This window comes from Arthrobacter sp. RAF14 (assembly GCF_052114185.1).
Classification (GTDB): domain Bacteria; phylum Actinomycetota; class Actinomycetes; order Actinomycetales; family Micrococcaceae; genus Arthrobacter_E.
Genome location: NZ_JBFREG010000002.1, coordinates 1 through 23,759, shown reverse-complemented (window position 1 = coordinate 23,759; position 23,759 = coordinate 1). Strand labels below are relative to the sequence as shown.

General features: G+C 70.2%; 18 protein-coding genes and 1 rRNA gene. 14 read left to right on the top strand and 5 right to left on the bottom strand.

Features of this window, described 5'->3' with window-relative positions:
• Window positions 1-19: 19 nt before the first annotated feature.
• Window positions 20-3,889: a Pls/PosA family non-ribosomal peptide synthetase gene (locus AB4Y75_RS07690; protein WP_441435762.1), complete on the bottom strand. Its 3,870-nt coding sequence runs from the start codon at window positions 3,887-3,889 to the stop codon at window positions 20-22.
• 314 nt (window positions 3,890-4,203) lie between these two features.
• A complete protein-coding gene (locus AB4Y75_RS07685; protein ID WP_441435297.1) occupies window positions 4,204-5,193 on the bottom strand; it encodes a quinone oxidoreductase family protein in 990 nt (329 codons plus the stop codon).
• Between the two features lie 137 nt (window positions 5,194-5,330).
• On the opposite strand from AB4Y75_RS07685, the gene argC reads away from it, so the two are divergent.
• From argC to AB4Y75_RS07640, 9 genes are all read left to right on the top strand, one after another.
• The gene (gene argC, locus AB4Y75_RS07680; RefSeq protein ID WP_441435296.1) at window positions 5,331-6,362 is read left to right on the top strand and encodes an N-acetyl-gamma-glutamyl-phosphate reductase; all 1,032 of its coding nucleotides are present in this window, start codon (window positions 5,331-5,333) and stop codon (window positions 6,360-6,362) included.
• Entirely contained in the window at window positions 6,359-7,525 is a 1,167-nt protein-coding gene (argJ, locus tag AB4Y75_RS07675; protein WP_441435295.1) for a bifunctional glutamate N-acetyltransferase/amino-acid acetyltransferase ArgJ, read from the top strand. Before argC ends, argJ begins: the two co-directional genes overlap by 4 nt.
• A 31-nt stretch (window positions 7,526-7,556) precedes the next feature.
• Window positions 7,557-8,498 carry an acetylglutamate kinase gene (gene argB, locus AB4Y75_RS07670; protein ID WP_441435294.1) on the top strand — a complete coding sequence of 314 codons (942 nt, stop codon included), beginning with the start codon at window positions 7,557-7,559 and terminating at the stop codon, window positions 8,496-8,498.
• 5 nt (window positions 8,499-8,503) lie between these two features.
• Entirely contained in the window at window positions 8,504-9,775 is a 1,272-nt protein-coding gene (locus AB4Y75_RS07665) for an acetylornithine transaminase (RefSeq protein ID WP_441435293.1), read from the top strand.
• 6 nt (window positions 9,776-9,781) lie between these two features.
• Complete coding sequence (gene argF / locus AB4Y75_RS07660; protein ID WP_441435292.1) at window positions 9,782-10,750, top strand: ornithine carbamoyltransferase; 969 nt, start codon at window positions 9,782-9,784, stop codon at window positions 10,748-10,750.
• Window positions 10,750-11,274: an arginine repressor gene (locus AB4Y75_RS07655; protein ID WP_441435291.1), complete on the top strand. Its 525-nt coding sequence runs from the start codon at window positions 10,750-10,752 to the stop codon at window positions 11,272-11,274. Before argF ends, AB4Y75_RS07655 begins: the two co-directional genes overlap by 1 nt.
• A 74-nt stretch (window positions 11,275-11,348) precedes the next feature.
• Window positions 11,349-12,554, top strand: a complete 1,206-nt coding sequence (locus tag AB4Y75_RS07650) for an argininosuccinate synthase (protein WP_066217344.1) — start codon at window positions 11,349-11,351, stop codon at window positions 12,552-12,554.
• Window positions 12,555-12,556: 2 nt separating this feature from the next.
• Window positions 12,557-13,981, top strand: a complete 1,425-nt coding sequence (gene argH / locus AB4Y75_RS07645) for an argininosuccinate lyase (protein WP_441435290.1) — start codon at window positions 12,557-12,559, stop codon at window positions 13,979-13,981.
• Between the two features lie 130 nt (window positions 13,982-14,111).
• Entirely contained in the window at window positions 14,112-14,876 is a 765-nt protein-coding gene (locus AB4Y75_RS07640) for a maleylpyruvate isomerase family mycothiol-dependent enzyme (protein ID WP_441435289.1), read from the top strand.
• An 83-nt stretch (window positions 14,877-14,959) separates the two neighbouring features.
• On the opposite strand, the gene AB4Y75_RS07635 is transcribed toward AB4Y75_RS07640, so the two are convergent.
• Both AB4Y75_RS07635 and AB4Y75_RS07630 read right to left on the bottom strand, forming a co-directional pair.
• Window positions 14,960-15,460, bottom strand: coding sequence for a methylated-DNA--[protein]-cysteine S-methyltransferase (locus AB4Y75_RS07635; protein WP_441435761.1), 501 nt, complete (start codon window positions 15,458-15,460; stop codon window positions 14,960-14,962).
• Window positions 15,450-16,976 (bottom strand): AlkA N-terminal domain-containing protein, encoded by a 1,527-nt coding sequence (locus AB4Y75_RS07630; RefSeq protein ID WP_441435288.1) that lies wholly within the window; start codon window positions 16,974-16,976, stop codon window positions 15,450-15,452. The genes AB4Y75_RS07635 and AB4Y75_RS07630 overlap by 11 nt, the downstream gene beginning before the upstream one ends.
• A 94-nt stretch (window positions 16,977-17,070) precedes the next feature.
• Here AB4Y75_RS07630 and AB4Y75_RS07625 point away from each other — a divergent pair, with 94 nt between their 5' ends.
• The 4 genes from AB4Y75_RS07625 to tyrS all read left to right on the top strand — a co-directional run bounded on the left by AB4Y75_RS07625 (window position 17,071) and on the right by tyrS (window position 22,119).
• Window positions 17,071-17,745: a DNA-3-methyladenine glycosylase gene (locus AB4Y75_RS07625; protein WP_441435287.1), complete on the top strand. Its 675-nt coding sequence runs from the start codon at window positions 17,071-17,073 to the stop codon at window positions 17,743-17,745.
• 65 nt (window positions 17,746-17,810) lie between these two features.
• Window positions 17,811-18,374 carry an adenine phosphoribosyltransferase gene (locus tag AB4Y75_RS07620; RefSeq protein WP_441435286.1) on the top strand — a complete coding sequence of 188 codons (564 nt, stop codon included), beginning with the start codon at window positions 17,811-17,813 and terminating at the stop codon, window positions 18,372-18,374.
• A gap of 160 nt (window positions 18,375-18,534) precedes the next feature.
• The gene (locus tag AB4Y75_RS07615; protein ID WP_441435285.1) at window positions 18,535-20,766 is read left to right on the top strand and encodes a HelD family protein; all 2,232 of its coding nucleotides are present in this window, start codon (window positions 18,535-18,537) and stop codon (window positions 20,764-20,766) included.
• 36 nt (window positions 20,767-20,802) lie between these two features.
• Window positions 20,803-22,119 carry a tyrosine--tRNA ligase gene (gene tyrS, locus AB4Y75_RS07610; protein WP_441435760.1) on the top strand — a complete coding sequence of 439 codons (1,317 nt, stop codon included), beginning with the start codon at window positions 20,803-20,805 and terminating at the stop codon, window positions 22,117-22,119.
• Between the two features lie 141 nt (window positions 22,120-22,260).
• Here tyrS and AB4Y75_RS07605 read toward each other — a convergent pair whose 3' ends face one another.
• Window positions 22,261-23,097 (bottom strand): carbon-nitrogen hydrolase family protein, encoded by an 837-nt coding sequence (locus AB4Y75_RS07605; protein ID WP_441435284.1) that lies wholly within the window; start codon window positions 23,095-23,097, stop codon window positions 22,261-22,263.
• Window positions 23,098-23,652: 555 nt separating this feature from the next.
• On the opposite strand from AB4Y75_RS07605, the gene AB4Y75_RS07600 reads away from it, so the two are divergent.
• Window positions 23,653-23,759, top strand: a 16S ribosomal RNA gene (locus tag AB4Y75_RS07600); the annotation flags it as partial.

Here is a 23,759-nt window from a genome sequence, read left to right as displayed (position 1 = left end):
GGGGACAGGGCGGGAGATGCTACGGTCCGCGCCAGGGGCTGACCGGATTGCCCATCCAGTAACTGCCCGCCGGGACCGCTTCGCCCCGCATCACGAGGGATGCGGGACCGACCGTGGCACCACTGCCCAGGGAGGCCTGAGGCAGGATCACGCCGTGCGGCCCCATGGTGGAACCAGCCTCCAACGTTACGGTATCGATCGCCATGATGCGGTCGTGGAAGAGGTGAGTCTGGACCACACAGCCGCGGTTCACGGTGGAACCGTCGCCCAGGGTCACGAGGTCGGCCTCCGGTAGCCAGTAGCTCTCGCACCACACGCCGTGCCCGATCTTCGCCCCGAGCGCCCGGAGCCACCAGACCAGGGCGGGAGTCCCCGCCGCGGCACGGGCGAACCAGGGTGCGGCCGCCATCTCGATGAACGTGTCGACCACCTCGTTCCGCCAGATGAACGAGCTCCAGAGAGGGTGCTCGCCTTCGCGGATGCGCCCCACCAGGACCCACTTGGCGACGACGGCGATCGTCGCCGCGACCGCTCCGGCCACCAGAACCACGAGGCCCCCCAGCAGTGCGGCGAGCCAGTAGCCGGCGCCGCGGGCGATGGCGTCCAGCAGCACCATGACGCCCACCGCCAGGTAACCGGTCAGGAGGACCGGGAAGACCCGGCACAGCTCCCAGAGCGCACGCGCCACCTTGAGACGGGTGGGCGGTTCGAAGGTGCGGCTCGCGTCGGAGCTCTGCGCCACACGGCGCAGCCGGACCGGAGGGCTGCCGAGCCAGGAGCTGCCGGACTTGGCCTTGCGCGGGGTGGCGGAGAGGACCGCCACGAGGGAGTTCTTGGGCACGCTGCGGCCGGCCGCCGTCATGCCGGAGTTGCCGAGGAACGCGCGCTTGCCCACCTTCGCCGGGGCGATCTTCAGCCAGCCGCCGCCGAGCTCGTAGGAGGCCACCATCGTGTCGTCGGCGAGGAAGGCGCCGTCGCCCACGGTGGTCATGCTCGGCACCAGGAGCACGGTGGAGGCCTCCACGTTCTTGCCGATCGTGGCGCCCAGCAGGCGCAGCCACACCGGAGTGAAGAGGCTCGCGTAGATCGGGAAGAGGAGGTCGCGTGCCATGTCCAGCACACGCTCCGTGGCCCAGACCTGCCAGCCGATGCGGCTGCGGACCCGGTAATGGCCCTCCGCGAGGCCCACGGACAGTGCGCGCGTGGTACCGAGGATCAGGAGCGCGTTGCACAGGAACCAGACCACGGAGGCCACGGGCACCGACCACGCCAGCGCGCCGAGGGACTCCAAGAGGGAGGACGCGCCGTGCAGGGCGCCCACGACCACGAGCCCGGCGACCGCAGCGGACAGGAACGGGATGCAGGCCAGCAGACCGGACGCGGCCGCGAAGGCGGAGAGCCAGCTGAACTCCCGGAGACCTTCGCTCGGATTGCTCTGTTCCGGCCAGGACGGCTTCGCCTTGCCGGTCCGCTCGGCCGGGGAACCGGCCACCGTGGTGCCGGCCTTGACCTTGCCGGTGACGGCCGAGCCGGGCTCCACGATCGCGTCCGCGCCGACCTTCGCCCCGGGCATGAGCGTGCTGCGGGCGCCGACGGTGGCGCCCGGCCCGATGGAGACCGAGCCGATGTGGACCTTGTCCCCATCCACCCACCAGCCGGAGAGGTCCACTTCGGGCTCCACGTTGGCCCCACGGCCCACCGTGAGCAGCCCGGTCACCGGCGGCACGGAATGCAGGATCACGTCACGGCCCAGCTTGGCGCCGAGGGCGCGGGCGTAATACGGGACCCACGGAGCGCTGGCCAGGCTCACCGCGCTCGCGGCGTCCTGGATCTGTTCCGCGAGCCAGAGCTTCAGGTGGACCCGGCCGGAGCGGGGGTACACCCCGGGGGTGACGCCGCGCAGGAGCACGCGGGCCGCCACCACGGCGATGCCCATCCGGCCCAGCGGGCTGACGAACACGGCCCAGGACAGGAGGACCCACCACCAGGAGACGGTGGGGGCGGCGAGCAGGACGCCCCAGGCGGACAGCAGATTGTTGACGGCCATGAGGTATGTCAGCCAGCGCATGCCCACCAGGATGAACAGGGGCACGCCCATGAGGGTCTGGAACACCTGCGTCTTCCGGGCGGTCCGGCGGACCAGGCGTTCCTTCGCGACGACGGCCTCACCGTCGGGGACCGACGCGCGGCAGGCCTCCACGAGGGCCCCGACGCGCGGATTGGCGTAGATGTCCGCCACGGTCACCGTGGGATAGCGGCGCCGCAGGGCGGACACGAGCTGAGCGGCGGCGAGGGAGCCGCCGCCGTGTGCGAAGAAGTCGGCGTCGAGGCTGCCCGCCGGCGCGCCGAGCACGGCGCTCCAGGAGTCCACGATCCACTGCGCGTCGTCCGGGAGGTTCAGGGGCGCGGCGTCCGCGGCATCGGCGGAACCACCGGCCAGCGGCCAGGGCAGGGCCTTGCGGTCCACCTTGCCGCTCGTCTTGGTGGGCAGGTGGTCCGTGGTGGTGAGGAGGGGGATGAGCGGCGCGGGCAGGGTGGCGCCCAGCAGTTCGCGCAGGGTTCCCAGGTCCGGCTCGGTCTCCCCGGCGGGCACCAGATAGCCCACGAGCACCTGGTTCCCGGCCGCCGTCGTCTGCACGGCAGCCGCGGCTCCGGCGATGTCCGGGAGCGCCTGGAGGGCCGCGTCCACTTCGCCGAGCTCGATGCGGCGTCCGCCGAGCTTCACCTGTTCGTCCGCGCGGCCCTGGAAGATGAGGCCCTCGGCTTCGTAGCGGACCAGGTCGCCGGAGCGGTAGGCGCGCTCCCAGCCGAGGCTGGGCATGGGCGCGTACTTCTCGGCGTCCTTCGCGGGGTCCAGGTAGCGGGCCAGGCCGACGCCGCCGATGATCAGCTCGCCGACCGCTCCTTCCGTCACCGGAACGCCCTCGGCGTCGACGACGGCGAGATCCCAGCCGTCCAGCGGCAGGCCGATGCGCACGGGGCCGGGTCCGCCGAGCGGGGCGGCGCAGGCCACGACGGTGGCCTCGGTGGGCCCGTAGGTGTTCCAGACCTCGCGCTCGTCCACGGCGAGGCGTTCGGCGAGCTCAGGAGGGCAGGCCTCGCCGCCGAAGATGAGCAGCCGGACGTTCTCCAGTGCCTCGGCGGGCCACAGCGCGGCGAGCGTCGGAACGGTGGAGACCACGGTGATCCCGTGGTTGATGAGCCAGGGCCCCAGGTCCATGCCGGTGCGGACCAGGGCGCGCGGCGCGGGGACCAGGCAGGCGCCATGCCGCCAGGCGAGCCACATCTCTTCGCAGGAGGCGTCGAACGCGACTGAGAGCCCGGCGAGGACCCGGTCGTCGGTGCCGATCGGCTCGCCCTGGAGGAACAGCCGTGCTTCCGCATCCACGAAGGCGGCCGAGTTGCGGTGCCGCACGGCGACGCCCTTGGGCGTGCCCGTGGAGCCGGAGGTGAAGATGACCCAGGAGTCGTCGTCGGGGCCGGGCATGCGCGGGGAGGGGAACGGCTTGGGCCGCTTCTTGTCCACCACGATCTCGCCCTTGGCCTTCAGGATCCCCGCGACCTTGGCCTCACTGAACACGAGACGGGCGCGTTCGTCGGGGTCGTCGGCGTCCACCGGGACGTAGGCGGCGCCCACCAGCAGGATGGCCAGGATGGCGATGTAGAGCTCATTGGTGCCGGAGGGGATGCGGATGCCGATCTTGTCCCCGGCGCCGAGTCCGGCACGGTGGAGCTTGCGGGCGTAGCCGCGCACCTCGTCGGCCAGTTCGGCGTAACTCAGGGACTTCTTGCCGTCATCCAGGGCGGAGGCCTCCGGATGAGCCTCGACGGTGGCGAGGAAGATGTCCACCAGGGTGCGTTCCGGCGGTGCGAGGACGCCGCCGGGCATCTGAGGTTCGTACACGGTCCCCGCGGACGACGACGGCGCGTCGCCGCCCGTCGCCGCCGCTCCGGGGTCTGGGCTCTCCGGAGCGGGGGACGGGTCGTGCGGGGAGGATTCGGGATGCTCGGTCACACCAGCATTCTTTCTGTCGTGAATGAACCAATGATGAAGTTCTGCTGAAGGAGCCGGTGTCCGGACCTCGGAAGGCCGTATCCTGGCCCGTCGCGGGAAACTCGCCGAGGGACTGGTGCGGCCCGGTTTCAGGAGGTCCGGTTTCAGGAGCTCCGGATCCCCGGAGGCCGGCTTCGGGACGCCGGATTTCAGGAACCGCCGGGCGCCGGGGCGTCGTCGGGGATCAGCAGCACCTTGCCGGTCGTGCGCCGTGCGGCGAGGTCACGGTGGGCGTCCGCGGCCCGGGAGAGCGGATAGCGGGCGCCGATGCGCACGGCCAGGGTTCCGTCCGCGGCGGGGCCGAAGACCTCGCCGGAACGCCAACGCCGTTCTTCGGCGTCGAGCAGGTGGTCGCCCAGGGTGGGCCGGGTGAGGAAGAGCGAGCCGCCCTGGTTGAGCCGCTGGGGATCGACCGGGGGGACGGGCCCGGACGCCGCGCCGAAGAGCACGAGCGTGCCGCGGACGCGCAGGCTCTCCAGGGAGCGGTCGAAGGTGTCCTTGCCCACGCCGTCGTACACCACGTCCACGCCGCGGCCGTCGGTGAACTGGCGGGCCTGCGTGGCGAAGTCCGCGTAGTCGATCACCAGATCGGCGCCCGCCGCGCGGGCGAGGTCGGCTTTCTCCGGTGTGGACACCGTGGTGATGACCCGCGCGCCGCGTGCCTTGAGGAGCTGGATGAGGAGCAGTCCCACCCCGCCTGCGCCGGCGTGGAGCAGGGCGGTGGTCCCCTCGCCGGCCGGGAAGCTGGACGTGGCGAGGTAATGGGCCGTCATGCCCTGGAGCGGGAGGGCGGCGGCGGTCTCGAGGTCCAGTCCGTCCGGGACCGGCAGGGCCTTGTCGGCGTCGACCACGGCGAACTCGGCGTAGCAGGCCGAGGCTTCGGCGGTGGCGATGCGGTCGCCGATGGCGAAGCCCGTGACCCCCTCGCCGAGGGCGTCCACCACTCCCGAGGCCTCCGCGCCTGGGGTCCAGGGGAAGGGGAGGGGATAGATGCCTTGCCGCTGGTAGGTCTCGATGAAGTTCACTCCGGTGGCCGCGACGCGGAACCGGAGCTGGCCGGGGCCGGGTTCGGGGACGTCCGTCGCGGTGTATTCGAGAACGTCTGGTCCGCCGGTCTCCCGGGCGATGATGGCGTGCATGGTCAGTGCCTCCCTTGTCCTTCTCGAATGCCGTCAGGGACATCTTATGCATCGGGTTGAGAGCGGTCACCGCGCCATGCCGTTGCATAAATATTTACAACAGTGCATATTCTTGCTCTGAGTTGTATAGTGAGGCCATGAGCATATCCGTCGCCGTTTCCGGAGCCAGTGGTTACGCAGGGGGAGAGGTGCTGCGCCTGCTCGCCACCCATCCCGGAGTGACCATCGGCGCCATCACCGCCCACAGCAACGCCGGAGCCCGGTTGGGGAGTGTCCAGCCTCAGCTTCACACCCTCGGCGACCGCATCCTCGAAGAGACCAGCGTGGAGAATCTCGCGGGGCATGACGTGGTGTTCCTCGCCCTGCCGCACGGCGCCTCCGCCGCGATCGCCGCACAGCTGCCCGAGGGCACGCTGGTGATCGACGCCGGCGCGGACCACCGCCTCGAGGACGCCGCGGCCTGGGAGAAGTTCTACGGCTCGCCGCACGCGGGCACCTGGCCGTACGGCCTGCCCGAGCTCCCCGGTCAGCGGGAGAAGCTCCGCGGGAGCAAGCGCATCGCCGTGCCCGGCTGCTACCCCACCTCGGCTCTGCTCGCCCTGACCCCCGGCTTCGCGGCCGGCCTGCTCGAGCCCCAGGACGTGGTGATCGTCTCCGCGTCCGGCACCTCCGGCGCCGGGAAGGCCGCCAAGGTGAATCTCCTCGGCTCCGAGGTCATGGGCTCCATGTCCCCGTACGGCGTGGGCGGCGGTCACCGGCACACCCCCGAGATCGAGCAGGGCCTGGGCAACGCCGCCGGGGAGCCCGTCACGGTCTCCTTCACCCCGACGCTCGCCCCCATGAGCCGCGGCATCCTGACCACCGCGACGGCGCGGGTCAAGCCGGGCGTCAGCGCGGAGGACCTGCGCGCGGCCTGGCAGGACGCCTACGAGAACGAGACGTTCGTCCACTTCCTGCCCGAGGGCCAGTGGCCGACCACCAAGTCCGTGCAGGGATCCAACCACGCGGTCATCCAGCTGGCGTACGACGCGCACACGGGAAGGGTGATTGTCAGTGCGGCAATCGATAACCTGACCAAGGGCACCGCAGGCGGTGCCGTGCAGTCCATGAACATCGCCCTGGGTCTCGACGAATCCCTGGGGCTCGCCCAGCTAGGAGTCGCCCCGTGAGTGTCACCCTTCCCCTCGGTTTCCGTGCAGCAGGCATCACCGCAGGCCTGAAAGCCAGCGGCAAGCCGGACATGGCCCTGGTCATCAACGACGGGCCCACCAAGCACGCGGCCGGGGTGTTCACCTCGAACAGGGTGGCCGCGGCCCCCGTGCACTGGTCCCGCCAGGTCCTTGCGGACGGCCGGGTGGACGCGGTGGTCCTCAACTCGGGCGGCGCCAACGCGTGCACGGGTCCCCAGGGCTTCCAGAACACGCATGCGACGGCGGAGCGGCTGGCCGCGCTGCTCGGCGTCTCCGCCGGGGACGTGGCCGTGTGCTCCACGGGGCTGATCGGCGAACAGCTGCCCATGGACAAGATCCTGCCGGGGCTGGAGCTGCTGGTGGACAACGCGGGCCCGGACGCGGGTTCGGCCGCCGCCGAGGCCATCATGACCACGGACACCGTGAGCAAGGAAGCCAGCTACATCGGGTTCGATCCGCTCGGCACCGGCTTCACCATCGGCGGCATGGCCAAGGGCGCCGGCATGCTCGCGCCGGGCCTGGCCACCATGCTCGTGGTCATCACCACGGATGCGATCGTCAGCCCGGAGCTCCTGGACGCGGAGCTGCGCGAGGCCGTGCGCCTGAGCTTCAACCGCGCCGACTCGGACGGCTGCATGTCCACCAATGACACCGTGCTGCTGCTCGCGTCCGGCGCCTCCGGCTCCTACCCGGCCGGCGAGGAGTTCGGCAAGGGACTGCAGGAGGTCTGCAAGAACCTCGCCCGCCAGCTCATCGGTGACGCCGAGGGCGCGGCGCACGACATCGCCATCCGCACCTTCAACGCCGCCAGCGAGCTCGACGCAGAGACCGTGAGCCGCGCCGTCGCGCGTTCGAACCTCTTCAAGACCGCGATCTTCGGCAAGGACCCGAACTGGGGCCGCGTGCTCTCCGCCGTCGGCACCACGGACGCCGTCTTCGAGCCGGACCGCCTCAACGTGGCCATCAACGGCGTGCAGATCTGCCGCAACGGCGGGATCGGCGAGGACCGTTCGCTGGTCAGCCTGGAGGACCGCGAAGTCCTCGTCGAGATCGACCTGAACGCCGGCGAGGACGAGGCGACCATCTGGACCAACGACCTCACCCACGACTACGTGCACGAAAACAGCGCTTACTCCAGCTGAGCAGCGCCACCACCCACGCCCTAGGAGAGACATGACCTCCAGCATGACGAGGGACCTCAGCCAGGCCCAGGCCAAGGCCGAGACCCTCATCGAAGCCCTGCCCTGGATCCAGCGCTTCGCCGGCAACACCATGGTGATCAAGTACGGCGGCAACGCCATGATCAACGACGAGCTGCGACGGGCCTTCGCCGAGGACATCGTCTTCCTGCACCACGTGGGCGTGCGTCCCGTGGTGGTCCACGGCGGCGGACCGCAGATCAACTCCATGCTGGCGCGGCTGGGCATCGAGAGCGAGTTCAAGGGCGGGCTGCGCGTGACCACGCCGGAGGCCATGGATGTGGTGCGCATGGTCCTCACGGGCCAGGTGGGCCGCGAGCTGGTGGGCCTCATCAACAACCATGGCGCTTATGCCGTGGGCCTCTCCGGAGAGGACGGCGCCCTGCTCCAGGCCATCCGCACCGGGACCGAGGTCGACGGCGAGGCCGTGGACCTCGGCCTGGTGGGTGAAGTGGTGGGCGTGAACCCGCGGGCCATCCACGACCTCCTGGAGGCCGGCCGGATCCCGGTCATCTCCACGGTCGCCCCGGAGATCACCCCGGACGGCGCGCCCACCGGTGACGTGCTGAACGTCAACGCGGACACCGCCGCGGCGGCCCTGGCCGAAGCACTGGGCGCCAGCAAGCTGGTGATCCTGACCGACGTCGAGGGTCTGTACGCGAATTGGCCGGACAAGGACTCGCTCATCTCCTCGCTGAGCGCCACCCAGCTCCGGGCGATGCTGCCCAGCCTGCAGTCCGGCATGATCCCCAAGATGGAAGCCTGCCTCAAAGCGGTGGACGGGGGAGTGCCTCAGGCCCACATCGTGGACGGCAGGCTTCCGCACTCCATGCTGCTGGAGGTCTTCACGACGGCGGGCATCGGCACGCAGGTGGTCCAGGACTCGGACGCCGCACTCACCACGGAAGGGCTGTGACGCGCATGGCGAAGCACGCTGACATCACCCCGGCGCAGGAGGAAGGCCTCCTGGACGCCCGCACTGCCAGCGGCGCCGAGTGGCTCTCCCGCTACTCCGGCGCCCTGCTCAACGTCTTCGGGACCCCGCAGCGCGTGCTGGTCCGTGGCGCGGGCGCCGTGGTCTGGGACGCGGACGGCAAGGAGTACCTGGACCTGCTGGGCGGGATCGCGGTGAACGCGCTGGGCCACGCGCACCCGTTCGTCACCTCGGTCATCTCGAGCCAGCTGGCGACTCTGGGCCACGTCTCCAACTTCTTCGCGTCGCCGCCTCAGATCGCGCTCGCGGAGAAGCTCCTGGAACTCGCGGGCGCCCCCGAGGGCTCCAAGGTGTTCTTCTCGAACTCGGGCACCGAGGCCAATGAGGCGGCCTTCAAGCTCGCCCGTCGCAACGCGGACGGGCCGGAAGGGCCCCGCCGGAAGATCATCGCCCTCGAAGGCGCCTTCCACGGCCGCACCATGGGCGCGCTCGCCCTCACCGCCAAGCAGGCGTACCGCGAGCCCTTCGAGCCGCTGCCGGGCGGCGTCGTCCACCTGCCGTTCAACGATCAGCAGGCGCTCCGCGATGCCGTCGACGGCCAGACCGCCGCTGTGGTCCTGGAGCCCATCCAGGGCGAGGCCGGCGTCCGCCCGCTGGACGCCGAGTACCTGCGGCTCGCCCGCGAGTTGTGCACCGAGCACGGCGCCCTGCTCATCCTGGACGAGGTCCAGACCGGCGTGGGCCGCACCGGCCAGTGGTTCGCCTTCCAGGACAGCGGCGTGCTGCCGGACGCCATGACCCTGGCCAAGGGCCTCGGCGGCGGCTTCCCGATCGGCGCGCTCGTGACGTTCGGGGAGAAGGTCTCCGCGCTGCTGAACCCGGGCCAGCACGGAACCACGTTCGGCGGCAATCCCGTGGCGACCGCCGCGGCGCTCGCCACCCTCCACGTGATCGAGCAGCAGGGGCTGCTGGCTCAGGTCCGCGCCACGGGCGAGCGCCTGGCGCGCGGCCTGACCGCCGTGCCGGGCGTGACGGAGGTCCGCCAGCGCGGTCTGCTGATCGGGATCGACCTGGACGCCGACGTCGCGCCCGCCTTCATCACCGCGGCGCTCGACGCAGGCTTCATCCTCAACGCGCCCGGCCCGCACACGCTGCGCCTGGCGCCGCCCCTCATCCTCAGCGACGCCCAGGCGGACGCCTTCCTCGGCGCGTTCCCCGGCATCCTTTCCACGGCCAAGGCCGCCTCGGCGGCAGAGTAGGTTCCCATGACTTCCGTACGTCACTTCCTCAAAGACACCGACCTCAGCCCCGCCGAGCTGACCGAGGTCCTGGACCTCGCGGAGCGGCTCAAGGCCGCGCCGGACTCGCTGGCCGTTTACGCGGGTGAGGGACGCGCCCGCAAGACCGTCGCTGTCATCTTCGACAAGACGTCCACCCGGACCCGGGTCTCGTTCAGCGCCGGCGTGTCCGAACTGGGCGGCAGCCCGCTCATCATCAACCCCGGCGAGGCCCAGATCGGCCACAAGGAGTCCGTCGCGGACACCGCACGGGTGCTGGAGCGCATGGTCTCCACGATCGTGTGGCGGACCGGTGCGCACCAGGGCCTGGTGGAGATGGCGGAGAACTCCCGGGTGCCCGTCATCAACGCCCTGTGCGACGAGTACCACCCGTGCCAGCTGCTGGCCGATCTTCTCACCATCCGCGAGCACAAGGGCACGCTCGCCGGGCTCACCCTGGCCTACCTGGGGGATTCCGCCAACAACATGGCGAATTCGTATCTGCTGGCCGCGGTGAATGCCGGGATGCACGTGCGGATCGCAGGTCCGGAAGGTTATCTGCCGGCGCCGGAGATCGTCGCCGCCGGTGAGGAACTCGCCGCCCGGACCGGCGGCAGCGTCCTCGTCACGACCGATGCGGCGGAGGCCCTGGCGGGCGTCGACGTCGTCGCCACGGACACCTGGGTGTCCATGGGCCAGGAGGACGAGAAGGAAGTACGGATGACCCTCTTCCGGGACTACTCCGTCACCGAGGAGGCCATGGCACAGGCCGCGCCGGACGCCATCGTGCTGCATTGCCTGCCCGCCTACCGTGGCTACGAGATCGCGGCGGACGTCATCGACGGCCCGCAGTCCGTGGTGTGGGACGAGGCGGAGAACCGCCTGCACGCGCAGAAGGCCGTGATGGCCTGGCTCATGCACCGCTCCGGCCTGGCCGTGGTGCCCGGGCTGGACTGATGACCACCGGCTCCGGGGCCACGAGCCCCGCCACCAAGACCGCCCGTCAGGCGCGCATCAGCGCGATCCTGCGGGGTGAGAGCGTGCGCTCGCAGGCTGAGCTGGCCGCTCTCCTGGCCGACGACGGCGTGCAGGTCACCCAGGCGACGCTGTCCCGGGACCTCGTGGAGATCGGCGCGGTCCGGGTCAGGGGGAGCGACGGCGGCCTGGTCTACGCCGTGCCCGGCGAGGGTGGCGACCGTGGGCCGACGAGCGCCGTGGCGCAGGAGATCCTGGATGCCCGGCTGGAGAAGCTCTGCGGTGAACTGCTGGTCACGGCGGAGGCGTCCGCAAACCTCGTGGTGCTGCGGACCCCGCCCGGCGCCGCGAACTTCCTGGCCCTGGCCATCGACCACTCCGTGATGCCGTCCGTGCTGGGCACGATCGCGGGGGACGACACCGTGCTCCTGGTGGCTCGCGACCCCCAGGGTGGGGAAGCCCTGGCCGCCCGGTTCCTGGCCATGGCGGACAGCAACCCGAATTGATCCAGACGGCTATGAATACTTACTCATAGTCATGTATAGTTTTACATACACCACTTCCTGAAGGAGATACTCACGTGACTGAGCGCATCGTCCTGGCCTACTCCGGCGGCCTTGACACGTCTGTGGCCATCGGCTGGATCGGCGAAGCCACCGGCGCCGAAGTGATCGCCGTGGCGGTCGACGTCGGACAGGGTGGAGAGTCCCTGGAGACCATCCGCCAGCGCGCCCTCGGCTGCGGCGCCGTGGAGGCCTACGTGGCCGACGCCCGCGATGAGTTCGCCAACGAGTACGCCATGCCCACCCTGAAGGCCAACGCCCTCTACCAGGGCCACTACCCGCTGGTGTCCGCGATCTCCCGTCCGGTGATCGTCAAGCACCTGGTCAAGGCCGCCCGCGAGTTCGGCGCCACCACGGTCGCCCACGGCTGCACCGGCAAGGGCAACGACCAGGTCCGCTTCGAGGTCGGCATCCAGACCCTGGGCCCGGACCTGAAGTGCATCGCCCCGGTCCGCGACCTCGCGCTCACCCGTGACAAGGCCATCGCCTTCGCCGAGGAGAAGGGCCTGCCGATCGAGACCACCAAGAAGAACCCCTACTCGATCGACCAGAACGTCTGGGGCCGCGCCGTGGAGACGGGCTACCTGGAGGACATCTGGAACGCCCCCACCAAGGACATCTACGACTACACCGCCACCCCGGAGTTCCCGCCGGCGCCGGACGAGGTCGTCGTGACCTTCCACCAGGGCGTCCCCGTGGCGATCGACGGCGTGGCCGTCACCCCGCTGCAGGCCATCCAGGAGCTCAACCGCCGTGCCGGTGCGCAGGGCGTGGGTCGGATCGACGTCGTCGAGGACCGCCTGGTGGGCATCAAGTCCCGCGAGATCTACGAGGCCCCGGGCGCCATGGCCCTCATCACGGCCCACAAGCACCTCGAGGACGTCACCATCGAACGCGAGCAGGCCCGTTTCAAGGCCACGGTCGGCCAGCGCTGGTCCGAGCTGGTCTACGACGGTCAGTGGTTCTCCCCGCTCAAGCGCTCCCTGGACGCCTTCATCGAGGACACCCAGAAGTACGTCTCCGGCGACATCCGCATGACCCTGCACGGCGGCCAGGCCATTGTGAACGGCCGCCGCTCGGACACCGGTCTCTACGACTTCTCGCTGGCCACCTACGACACCGGCGACACCTTCGACCAGTCCCAGGCCAAGGGCTTCATCGAGCTCTGGGGCATGTCCTCCAAGGTCGCCTCCACCCGCGACCAGCGGGTCGCGGGAGCCTGAGCATGAGCTCCGAGACCCACGGCACGAACGAGGGCGCCCTCTGGGGTGCGCGCTTCGCCGGCGCCCCGGCGGACGCGCTCGCCGCGCTGAGCAAGTCCACGCACTTCGACTGGCGCCTGGCGCGGTACGACATCGCCGGCTCCATGGCGCACGCCCGCGTGCTCCACAAGGCGGGTCTGCTCGACGACGCCGAGCTGGACGGCATGCTGGCCGCTCTCACGCAGCTGGATGAGGACGTCGCGAGCGGCGCCTACGTGGCGGCCGAAAGTGACGAGGATGTGCACGGTTCCCTGGAGCGCGGCCTGCTGGAGCGCGCCGGGACGCACCTGGGCGGCAAGCTCCGCGCCGGACGCTCCCGGAACGACCAGATCGCCACCCTGGGACGCATGTTCCTGCGCGATCATGCCCGGATCATCGCCGCGCGCGTGCTGGACGTGGTGGACGCCCTCGTGGCGCAGTCCAAGGCTCACCCCGAGGTCGCCATGCCGGGCCGCACGCACCTGCAGCACGCGCAGCCGGTCCTGCTGAGTCACCATCTCCTGGCGCACGCCTGGGCGCTGTTGCGCGATGTGCAGCGGCTCCAGGACTGGGACAAGCGCGCGGGTGTCTCGCCGTACGGCTCGGGCGCCCTGGCGGGCTCCTCGCTGGGCCTGGACCCGGAGGCCGTCGCGGCGGACCTCGGCTTCTTCTCGGCGGTGCACAACTCGATCGACGGCACGGCCTCCCGTGACGTCTTCGCGGAGTTCGCCTGGGTCGGGGCCATGATCGGCGTGGACATCTCCCGGATCTCGGAGGAGGTCATCCTGTGGGCCACGAAGGAGTTCTCCTTCGTCACGCTGGATGACTCCTACTCCACGGGCTCGTCCATCATGCCGCAGAAGAAGAACCCGGACGTCGCCGAGCTGGCGCGTGGCAAGGCGGGCCGCCTGATCGGTGACCTGACCGGGCTGCTCGCCACGCTCAAGGGCCTGCCCCTCGCGTACAACCGGGACCTGCAGGAGGACAAGGAGCCCGTGTTCGACGCGGCCGACACCCTCGAACTGCTGCTCCCGGCGGTCTCCGGCATGATCGCGACGCTCGGCTTCAACACCGAGCGCATGCAGTCGCTGGCCCCGCAGGGCTTCGCTCTGGCCACCGATGTGGCCGAGTGGCTGGTCCGCCAGGGCGTGCCGTTCCGCGAGGCCCACGAACTCTCCGGTGCTGCCGTCAAGCAGGCGGAGAGCCGTGGCGTCGAGCTGTGGGACCTGACGGATGAGGAGTATGCGGCCATCTCCCCGCAGCTGACTCCCGAGGTCCGCACGGTGCTGTCCACGGAGGGCTCCCTGGCCAGCCGCAGCGCTCAGGGCGGCACCGCGCCGTCCGCCGTCGCACGTCAGCTTGAGGCGCTTGAAGCCGAGCTGTCGGAGGCGCGGACGTTCGTGGCCTGACCGGCCCGCTCTGATCCACCCCGGAGGGCCGGGTTCCGCAGCACCGCGGAACCCGGCCCTTTCGTGTCGGTGGCGGATTCCGGTTCATGGCCACTCACTGAAACGGCGGTCTCTGACCTAGGATGGCGGCATGAGCCAGATCACTCCCGGGTCCCCGGACCACGCCTCTGCTGACGACGCCCTGCTTCGTGACCTCCGGTCCGCCGCGGAACTGGTGAACAAGCTGGCGGCCTCGCTGGACGATGACGCCGTGAAGGCGCCCTCCGTGCTGCCGGGCTGGACCCGCGGCCATGTCCTGGCCCATGTGATGGGCATCAGCGAGGCGATGGCCCGGCAGGCGGAATACGCGAAGCGCGGCGAGCGGATCGACCTGTACGACGGCGGCTACGAGGGCCGCGCGGCGCGCATCGAACTCGCCGCGGGGCACACTGCGGAAGAGCATCGTCAAGACGTCCAGGCCGCGACCGACCGGGCCCTGAAAGCCCTCGGCGACCTGGCCCCGGGGGAATGGGACGCCTCCATCAGCTACCGGGACGGGGTGGTGCGGGACGGCGCTTTCGCGCTTTGGCGCGAGCTCACCATCCACGGCACCGATCTGGGTCTGGACTACGGTCCGGAGACCTGGTCCAAGGCCTTCTGCCTGCACCTTCTGGACTTCCTGGCCGCCCGGGTCCCCGCGGGCCGCCACCTGGTGCTACAGCCCCTCGGCCTGCCGCCCCGTACCCTCGGTCACGGGGGCGACGGCGTGGTGGTCAGCGGCATGCTCACGGACATCGCCGCGTGGCTGGCGGGGCGCGAGCCGAGCCTGTCCACGCTCCGCGCCTCGGCGGCCGCCGATGACGTGGACCTGCCCGAGTTGCTGCCCTGGCCGTCCCCCGTCCCCACGACGAAGTAGCGTCCCGGCCACGGAAGAGCGTTGCGGGGTCAGATGATGTCCCTTCCGGAGTGACCGGGGGACATCATCTGACCCCTCATTCGTCAGGAAGCCGCGGCCTCGCGGGCCAGCAGACTCTCCTTGACCGGCAGTCCCCAGCGGAAGCCGCCCAGCGAGCCGTCGGTGCGGACGATCCGGTGGCATGGCACGAACAGCGCCGCGGCGTTGAAGGCACACGCACTGGCGGCGGCGCGCACGGCCTTGGGGTTTCCGGCGGCCAGGGCGTAGTCCGCGTAGCTGAGCGGGCGGCCCGCCGCGACCTCCCGGAGGACGTCCCACGCGTGTTCGCGGAACGGCCCTGACTTCTGGTGCACCGGCACGGTCATGGGCGCGGCGAGGTCGCCGTCGTAGTAGGCCGTCACCGCGTCGGTCAGCGCGCCGAGTGAAGCCACCGGATGCAACGCTGCGGGACGGAGGGCGGCATGCACCTGGGGAAGGAGTACCTCCAGGTCAGCGGTCCAGCCCGAGGCCAGAACAGCACCGTCCTGGGCGATGACGGTGAACGGCCCGTCGGGGGTGGTGAGGGTGGTGTGGTCAGCCATGATGCGGTGCTTTCCTCTCGGGGTTCGCGGACGTGGTGGCGGCGCGCGGCAGAGCGGCCAGGCGCCAGAGGTGCATGGTGGCGTAGGAACGCCAGGGGGAGACGGCGGTGAAGGCGGGATCCCCGGCGTCGCCGCCCAGGGCGCGGATGCCGTTGCGGACCGCGGCGTCGCCCGCCAGGAAGACATCCGGGGCTCCGAGCACCCGCATCGACAGGTACCCGACCGTCCAGGGGCCGATTCCCGGCTGGGGCAGGAGCGCCGCGCCGAGCGTTTCCGGTGTGTCGCCGAATCCGAAATCCAGCTCGCCGGAGGCCATGGCCGCGGCGGCCGACTGGAGCGCGGCCGTCCGGCGGGCCGGCCCGCGCAACAGCTCCGGAAGATGTTCGGCCAGCGACGACGGCGCCGGGAACAGCCGGGTGATCCGCTGCTCGGCGTGGGGGAGCGGCATCGCCGTGGCCGGCTCGGGCGCGGAGGCCTCGAAGGGCGCGCCGCAGGCGGAGAGTCCCGCCAGTGCGGTCCGTGCGGCGGCGACCGTGATCTGCTGACCGACCATGGCACGGACCAGCATCTCCTGAGGGTCCAGAGCGCCGGGCAGCCGGAGGCCCGGAACGTCGGCCACGGGCGCCGCCAAACGGGGGTCGGCGGCGAGGGCCGTGTCGATGGCCTGCGGATCCGAGTCCAGGTCGAAGAGCCGCCGCACCCGGGTGATGAGCCGGTGCAGATCCTTGAGGTCGACGGAGAGGATCAGCAGCTCCAGGTAGCCGCGGCCCGTGGCGGAGACCCGGAAATGGGCCACACCGTGCGGCAGGACCAGGGCCCGCTCGTACGACGTGGCGTCGGCGATCTCCACGCCCGGGATGGCGCGGACCGCCAGGAAGCTGAAGATCCCGGGGTCGAAGGGCTCGCGGTAGGGAAGCCGCAGCGTCAGGGTTCCCGCTGGGCCGTGGACCGGATCCCACCGGGCGGACGCCGTGGCGCGGAGCTGGCCCGGGGTCTTGTCGAACACCGCCGAGATCGTCTCGTTGAACTGGCGGACGCTGTTGAACCCGGCCGCGAAGGCGACGTCGGCCAGGCTCATGCCCGTCGAGACGAGCAGCTGACGGGCCGTCTGAGCGCGGGCCGCGCGGGCCAGCGCCAGAGGCCCGGCTCCGAGTTCCTGGCTGAGGATGCGGCCCAGCTGCCGCGTGGAGTAGCCGAGGCGTCCGGCCAGGGCGGGGACTCCGCCGTCGTTCACCAGGCCGTCGTTGATGAGGCGCATGGCGCGTGCGGCCACATCGGAGCGGACGTTCCACGCGGGGGTGCCCGGCACTGCTTCGGGAAGGCAGCGCTTGCAGGCGCGGTAACCCGATTCGTGGGCGGCGGCCGAGGTCTCGAAGAACTCGACGTTCTCCGGCTTGGGGGTGCGGGCCGGGCACGACGGGCGGCAGTAGATGCCGGTGCTTTTGACGGCCGTGTAGAACTGCCCGTCGAAGCGGGCGTCCCTCGTGTCGATCGCCCGGTAGCGCTGCCAGAAGTCCATGTGTTCATTCTGGCAGTTTCCGGACATCCCTACTGGCGGTTTTCGGACATGGCAGTGAGCGGGGATGCCGGCGCCGGGTGTTAGCGTCGTGGCCATGAACGGCATGGGAGGCGACGAGGACCGGCTGGGACCCGAGGAGGTCCGCGAGCTGCTGAGCGGTGATCCCGTGGAGCTGGCGCCCCGCCTGCTGGGTTCGGTGATCAGCCACAGCACTCCGGAGGGCACGGTCGCCGTCCGGCTGACCGAGCTGGAGGCGTACCGGGGTCCCCGGGATTCGGCGTTCCCCGATCCGGGAGCGCACAGCTACCGTGGCAGGACCGCCCGGAACGCCGCGATGTTCGGTCCTCCGGCCCACCTTTATTGCTACTTCACCTACGGGATGCACTACTGTGCCAACCTCGTCTGCGGCCCGGAGGAACGTGCCGGCGGGATCCTGATGCGGGCGGGTGAAGTGGTGGAGGGCGTGGCGCTCGCGTGGAGCCGTCGGCCCGCCGCCCGCAAGGAGGCCGACCTCGCGCGGGGCCCGGCCCGGCTGGCCACCTGTCTGGCCCTGACCACTGCCGACACGGGCGCGGACCTCCTGACACCACCCTTGGGCCTCCGCGTTCCGCGCAGTGCACTCTCGGGTCGGAACCCGGATGCCCAGACCGTGCTTTCGGGGCCGCGCGTGGGGGTGTCCGGGGCGGGCGGCAGTCTGGAGTATCCGTGGCGGTTCTGGCTCGACGGCGAACCGAGCGTCTCCGTATACCGCCCGGCGAAGCCACGCTGAGCGTGGCGCGGAACACCCGTTCCGGGTCCGGCCCAGGTCCTCACGGCCGGACACCCGGGCCTAAAATGGAAGGCGTGCCTGAAACAGCCCATGAATCCGCCATCACCCTTCTCGACCGGCTCTGCGCCGTCATCCCGGATTACCCGGAACCCGGCATCGTCTTCCGTGATCTGACGCCCGTCTTCGCCGATGGTGAGGGCTTCCGCACCGTGGTGGACGCCCTGATCGAGCCGTACACGGGGCTCTTCGACGTGGTGGCGGGCGTGGAAGCCCGCGGGTTCCTGCTGGCCGCGGCCGCCGCCTACGCCTCCGGGAAGGGCGTGGTGGCCGTGCGCAAGGCGGGCAAGCTGCCGCGCGAGACGTTCGCGCAGGAGTACGCGCTGGAATACGGCACCGCCACGCTGGAGATCCACCGCGATGATCTGGCGCCCGGCACCCGGGTCCTGCTGCTCGACGACGTGCTGGCCACCGGCGGCACCCTCGCCGCCGCGCATGAGCTCTTCTCCCGGGCCGGCGCCGAGGTCACGGGCATCGGCGTGGTCCTGGAACTGGACGGCCTCCCAGGACGCGAGCGGCTGGCCGGCGCCGGCATCGATCTGGACCTGGTGCACGCCCTCCAGAAGGTCTGAGCGGGCGCTCCTATGCACGGGCCGCACCCCGCCTGCGCCGTTCCGCGCGATGCCCGCCGTGGGGCCGCTGCGACGTTCCCTTCCGTTCACCCGAATGGCTGTAGAATGGACGGTCCGTTATCGACAATGGCGGGGAACCTTGGCGAAGAGGAGTTGCTTGATGCTCGAAGCTGAGCTGGCGCGTGAACGGGACTACGTGCACGGCCTGTACCACCGGCTGGATGAGCTCCGTGAGGAGAAGCGTGGGCAGCTGGCCCGGGTGCGCCGGGGCGGACCCGTCGGGAGCATGCAGAACGTCTCGGAGCGCGATGCTTTCGCCGCGCTGTACGAGGACCGTTTGGCGCAGCTTGACGCGGTCGAGGAGCGGCTCGTGTTCGGGCGTCTCGACCTGGACGACGGCGAAGCGCAGTACATCGGGCGCATCGGGCTGTCCACGGAGGACCTCCAGCGCCTCATGGTGGACTGGCGAGCCCCGGAAGCCGGTCACTTCTACCAGGCCACCGCCTTCGACCGGCAGGGTGTGCGCCGCCGTCGTCATCTGATCCTGTCGGGCCGTGAGCTGAAGGCCATGGAGGATGACGTCCTGGACCCGGGCATGCTGACCGAGGGGAGCGGGCACCAGGGTGAAGGCGCCCTGCTGGCGGCGCTGAACTCCAAGCGCACGGGACAGATGTCCGACATCGTCAGCACCATCCAGGCCGAGCAGGACCGCATCATCCGCAGTTCCATGTCCGGCGCACTGGTGGTGCAGGGCGGTCCCGGCACCGGCAAGACCGCCGTGGCCCTGCACCGCGCGGCCTACCTGCTGTACACCCACCGTGAGCGGCTCAAGTCGGCGGGCGTGCTGCTCGTGGGCCCCAGCACCTCTTTCATGAAGTACATCGAACGCGTCCTGCCCTCCCTGGGCGAGACCGGCGTCGTGATGGCGAGCCTCGGCCGGCTCATGCCCGGCATCGACGCCGTTCCCGAGGCCGATCCCCAGGTCGCGGCGCTCAAGGGGCGTCTGGCCATGGCTGTCGTCGTGGCGAACGCGGTGGCGCAGCGTCAGCGCACCTTCCGCTCGCCGCGCACCCTCGACGTGGAGGGCTACCGCCTCACCCTGAGCCCCAAACAGGTCTCGCGCGCCCGGGAGAGGGCCCGTCAGACCGGGAAACCCCACAACGAGGCGCGGGCCACGTTCGTCAAGATCCTGCTGCGCGAGCTCACCGAGCAGCTCACGGAGAAGGTCCTGGCCGCCAACCCCGGCAACAGCGCCGACCGCTCGTATCTCGCGGAGGACGTCCGCTCCTCCCGCGATGTGCGCGTGGCACTGAACCTCGCCTGGATGCCGATCACGCCGGAGAAGCTGATCTCGGAGCTCTTCTCCCGTCCGGAGATCCTGAAGGCGTGCACGCCCGGCTTCAGCGAGGCCGAACGGCGCCTGCTGCGCCGCCCGGCAGACGCGCCCTGGACGGAGGCCGATGTGCCCCTCCTGGACGAGGCCGCAGAACTCCTCGGCGAGTACGACGCTCACGCCGGCCGCAACGCCGCCCAGGCCGAGCAGGACCGCCAGCGGGACGTGGAGAATGCCAAGGCGACCCTGCGGAACATGGAGCACATGGGCATCGACCCGCTCTTCACCGCCGAGGAACTCGCCGAACGCAACGCCGAGCAGCACCACCGGCTGAGTGCCGCGGACCGGGCGCGGGGGGACCGTAACTGGGCTTACGGCCACGTGGTGGTGGATGAGGCGCAGGAGCTGTCGCACATGCAGTGGCGGCTCCTGGCCCGGCGCTGCCCGCTCAAGTCCTTCACGATCGTGGGGGACATCGCCCAGACCAGCTCGGCCGCGGGCGCCCTGTCGTGGGCGTCGGCGCTGAACCCCGAATTCGGTGACCACTGGCGGCTGGAGGAGCTGACGGTCAACTACCGCACGCCGTCGCAGATCGCCGAGGCCGCAGTCAGGATGGCGAATGCCGCCGGCCAGATCGTCTCCGCTCCCAAGGCGGTGCGGGAGGGACGCTGGGCGCCGCAGATCGACCGGGTGGCCGCGGGCGACGTCGTGCCTCAGCTGGTGCGTGCCGTCCCGGAAGAGCTGCAGATGCTCGACGGCGGCCTCCTCGCCGTGATCAGCGGCCCCCGCCACCGGGCGGCGGCCGAAGCGGCCCTCCGCGCCGAGTACGGCGGCCGCGTGGGCACGGGCTCCGGGAGCTACGACCAGGACATCGTGGTGATCAGTCCGCAGGAGGCCAAGGGCCTGGAGTTCGACGGCGTCATCATCCTGGAACCCCAGGAACTCCTGGATGAGGCGGCCGGACGTGTCGGCGATCTGTATGTCGCCATGACCCGGCCCACCCAGCGTCTCCGGCTCATCGCCGCGGGGCGCATCCCGGAGGGCATCGAGAAGGTCTGAACCCGTGGGAAATGCTAGTTTGGAAGGGTGTCACAGCTGAGCGAAACCATCGAGGACTCCGTCCTCGCCAAGCAGAAGAACGATTCCTCCTTTGCCAACGTCTGGCAGGAGCTGAAGTGGCGTGGCCTGGTCCACGTGTCCACGGATGAGGCGGAACTGGAGAAACTCCTCGCCGGCGAGCCTGTGACCTACTATTGCGGTTTCGACCCCACGGCGCCGTCTCTGCACCTGGGCAATCTGGTGCAGCTGCTCGTCATGCGCCGTCTCCAGCTGGCCGGCCACAAGCCGCTGGCCCTGGTGGGCGGTTCCACGGGTCTGATCGGCGACCCCCGGCAGACGGCCGAGCGGGTGCTCAACACCCGGGAGACCGTGGCCGAGTGGGTGGGGAAGCTCCAGACGCAGGTCTCGAGTTTCCTCTCCTTCGAGGGGGAGAGCGCCGTGCGCCTGGTGAACAACCTGGACTGGACCGCTCCACTGTCCGCGATCGACTTCCTGCGTGAGGTGGGCAAGCACTTCCGCGTGGGCACGATGATCAAGAAGGACATCGTGGCCAGCCGTCTCAACTCCGATGAGGGCATCAGCTACACGGAGTTCAGCTACCAGATCCTCCAGGGCATGGATTACCTCGAGCTGAACCGCGCCTACGGCTGTGTCCTGCAGACCGGCGGCAGCGACCAGTGGGGCAATCTGACCAGCGGCACCGAGCTGATCCGCAAGGTGGAGGGCCGCAGCGTGCACGCGCTCGGCACCCCGCTGATCACCAACTCGGACGGCACCAAGTTCGGCAAGAGCGAAGGCAACGCCATCTGGCTGGACGGCGAGATGTGCTCGCCGTACACCTTCTACCAGTTCTGGCTGAACACGGCCGACGCAGACGTGATCGATCGGCTGAAGGTGTTCACCTTCCTGAGCCGTGCGGAGATCGAGGAGCTGGCCGCGTCCGTCGCCGAGCGTCCCTTCGCCCGCGAGGCGCAGCGCCGCCTGGCGTGGGAGGTCACCTCGCTGGTGCACGGTGTCGAGGCCACGGAGAAGGTCATCGCCGCGTCCGCCGCGGTGTTCGGCAACGGCGATCTCGCGGTGCTGGACGAGCCGACGCTTCTGGCGGTCTCCGCCGAGCTGGCCTCCGCCACGGTGCCCGCAGACGGCCTGGCCGTGGTGGACCTGCTGCTGGCGACCGAGCTGGTGAAGTCCAAGTCGGATGCCCGCCGGACCATCACCGAGGGCGGTGCCTACGTCAACAATGTCAAGGTGACGGATGTGGACTTCGTTGTCCCGGCCGAGGACCTGCTGCATGGCAAGTACCTGCTGCTGCGCCGCGGCAAGAAGAACCTTGCGAGCGTGACGGTCGCCTGACCGGCGCCTCCACCGAACCGACGACGGCGGCGGCCCGCCTGTCCCTGTCTCCCACCGTGCGGTGGGATGACGGGGGAGGGGGCCGCCGCCGTCGTCGTGTCCTGGATGATCATCGTCCTGGATGGCCAGAGCGCTGGGCCGTCAGAGCGTCACACGATTGGCCAGCACCGGCAGGGCGGCCCGGGCCCGGCGGACCACTTCGGGGTCCAGGTCGGCGAACAGGAGCTGCACCGAACCGTCGGCGCGGGTCACGTCTTCGCCGAACGGATTCACGACGCCGGAGTGCCCCACGCCGGTGGGGAGCCGGTCCGGATTCCCGACGCCGAGGGTGCCCGGGTCGGCCTGGCCACAGGCCAGGAGGTGACTGGTGGTGTCGATCGCGCGGGCCCGGGTGAGGAGTTCCCACTGCTCCACCTTCCCCGGGCCGGGTCCCCAGGAGGCGCAGACGATCTGCACGGTCGCGCCGGCCAGGGCGTTGGCGGTGAAGAGCGCGGGGAACCGCACGTCGTAGCAGGTGGCCAGACCGAACGTCACCCCGTCGAGTTCGAAGGTGGCGGGGGTGTCTCCCGGCTCCACGGTGTCCGATTCCGCGAAACCGAACGCGTCATACAGGTGGATCTTGGTATAGGACGCCGACACCTCCGGCCCGGTGACCAGCAGGGTGTTGCGGACTCTGGGCTTCCCCGTGGTCCGGTCATCACGCCCGTCAGCTCCGGCCGGCTCGGATCCCGGAGTGAACATGCCCGCCACCACGGTGATGCCGTGTTCCAGGGCGATCTCTCGCACCGCGGTGGCCCAGGGTCCGTCCAGGGGTTCCGCGATGTCCCGGAGGGGATTGCCGAAAGCACGCATGGTGGCCTCGGGGAAGACGATCAGCCGGGCGCCGGCTTCCGCCGCGCGGGCCGTGAATTCTCGGATGGTCCCGAGGTTCTCGGCGAGGTCCGATCCACTGTGGATCTGGGCGAGGGCGATGCGCATGCGTGCTCCTGGTCCGGGGGGTTGAGCCGGGTGGACCCGGCGCTGACTTCTCCAGCATCTGCCGCCGACTGCTCTGAGTCCAGCCCTGGGACGGTCCCGGTGCCGCTGCCGATCGACACCGTTTCGGGGACGGTGCGGCTTCGGTCGGCGGTCTGCGGGAGCGGGAGGCCCTGGATGTGGTGGGCTTCACAGCATCGGCCTTCCGTCCGAGAGGCGCCCGGGCGGCTTGAGGAACACTCCAAAACCCCGGAATCCCGCGGAAGTGAGGGGTGCTGAAGCACCTCTTCGGGTGGAATTTGCGCTGACGCAGGAAGATGCGTATAGTTGATCAGGTCGCCGCGACGGAGACGGAAAGGGTCCTGAAGGATCCGGAGCCGCCCGGGAGGCGACAAACAACCTTCCTCATCGTCCTGGAACTTTCGTGTCCGGGATAGACGGTTGGATGTCTGTTGTTTGAGAACTCAATAGTGTGTCATGTTTTTTTGATACCAATGTTTTTTGGTAATCATCGGTCATCACCCCGTGGTGGTTGGTGTTTGCTGGGTTTTGAATTTCTTTTTGGAGAGTTTGATCCTGGCTCAGGATGAACGCTGGCGGCGTGCTTAACACATGCAAGTCGAACGATGAAGCGGTGCTTGCACCGTGGATTAGTGGCGAACGGG

Excerpts from the sequence above, each read along its gene's own strand:
- argH (WP_441435290.1), top strand. The coding sequence starts at position 12,557 with ATGAGCTCCGAGACCCACGGCACGAACGAGGGCGCCCTCTGGGGTGCG.
- AB4Y75_RS07630 (WP_441435288.1), bottom strand. The coding sequence starts at position 16,976 with ATGGACTTCTGGCAGCGCTACCGGGCGATCGACACGAGGGACGCCCGC.
- AB4Y75_RS07665 (WP_441435293.1), top strand. The coding sequence starts at position 8,504 with ATGGCGAAGCACGCTGACATCACCCCGGCGCAGGAGGAAGGCCTCCTG.
- argC (WP_441435296.1), top strand. The coding sequence starts at position 5,331 with ATGAGCATATCCGTCGCCGTTTCCGGAGCCAGTGGTTACGCAGGGGGA.
- AB4Y75_RS07655 (WP_441435291.1), top strand. The coding sequence starts at position 10,750 with ATGACCACCGGCTCCGGGGCCACGAGCCCCGCCACCAAGACCGCCCGT.
- AB4Y75_RS07615 (WP_441435285.1), top strand. The coding sequence starts at position 18,535 with ATGCTCGAAGCTGAGCTGGCGCGTGAACGGGACTACGTGCACGGCCTG.
- AB4Y75_RS07690 (WP_441435762.1), bottom strand. The coding sequence starts at position 3,889 with ATGCCCGGCGGCGTCCTCGCACCGCCGGAACGCACCCTGGTGGACATC.
- AB4Y75_RS07640 (WP_441435289.1), top strand. The coding sequence starts at position 14,112 with ATGAGCCAGATCACTCCCGGGTCCCCGGACCACGCCTCTGCTGACGAC.
- argF (WP_441435292.1), top strand. The coding sequence starts at position 9,782 with ATGACTTCCGTACGTCACTTCCTCAAAGACACCGACCTCAGCCCCGCC.
- AB4Y75_RS07685 (WP_441435297.1), bottom strand. The coding sequence starts at position 5,193 with ATGCACGCCATCATCGCCCGGGAGACCGGCGGACCAGACGTTCTCGAA.
- AB4Y75_RS07605 (WP_441435284.1), bottom strand. The coding sequence starts at position 23,097 with ATGCGCATCGCCCTCGCCCAGATCCACAGTGGATCGGACCTCGCCGAG.
- AB4Y75_RS07625 (WP_441435287.1), top strand. The coding sequence starts at position 17,071 with ATGAACGGCATGGGAGGCGACGAGGACCGGCTGGGACCCGAGGAGGTC.
- argB (WP_441435294.1), top strand. The coding sequence starts at position 7,557 with ATGACCTCCAGCATGACGAGGGACCTCAGCCAGGCCCAGGCCAAGGCC.
- AB4Y75_RS07620 (WP_441435286.1), top strand. The coding sequence starts at position 17,811 with ATGGAAGGCGTGCCTGAAACAGCCCATGAATCCGCCATCACCCTTCTC.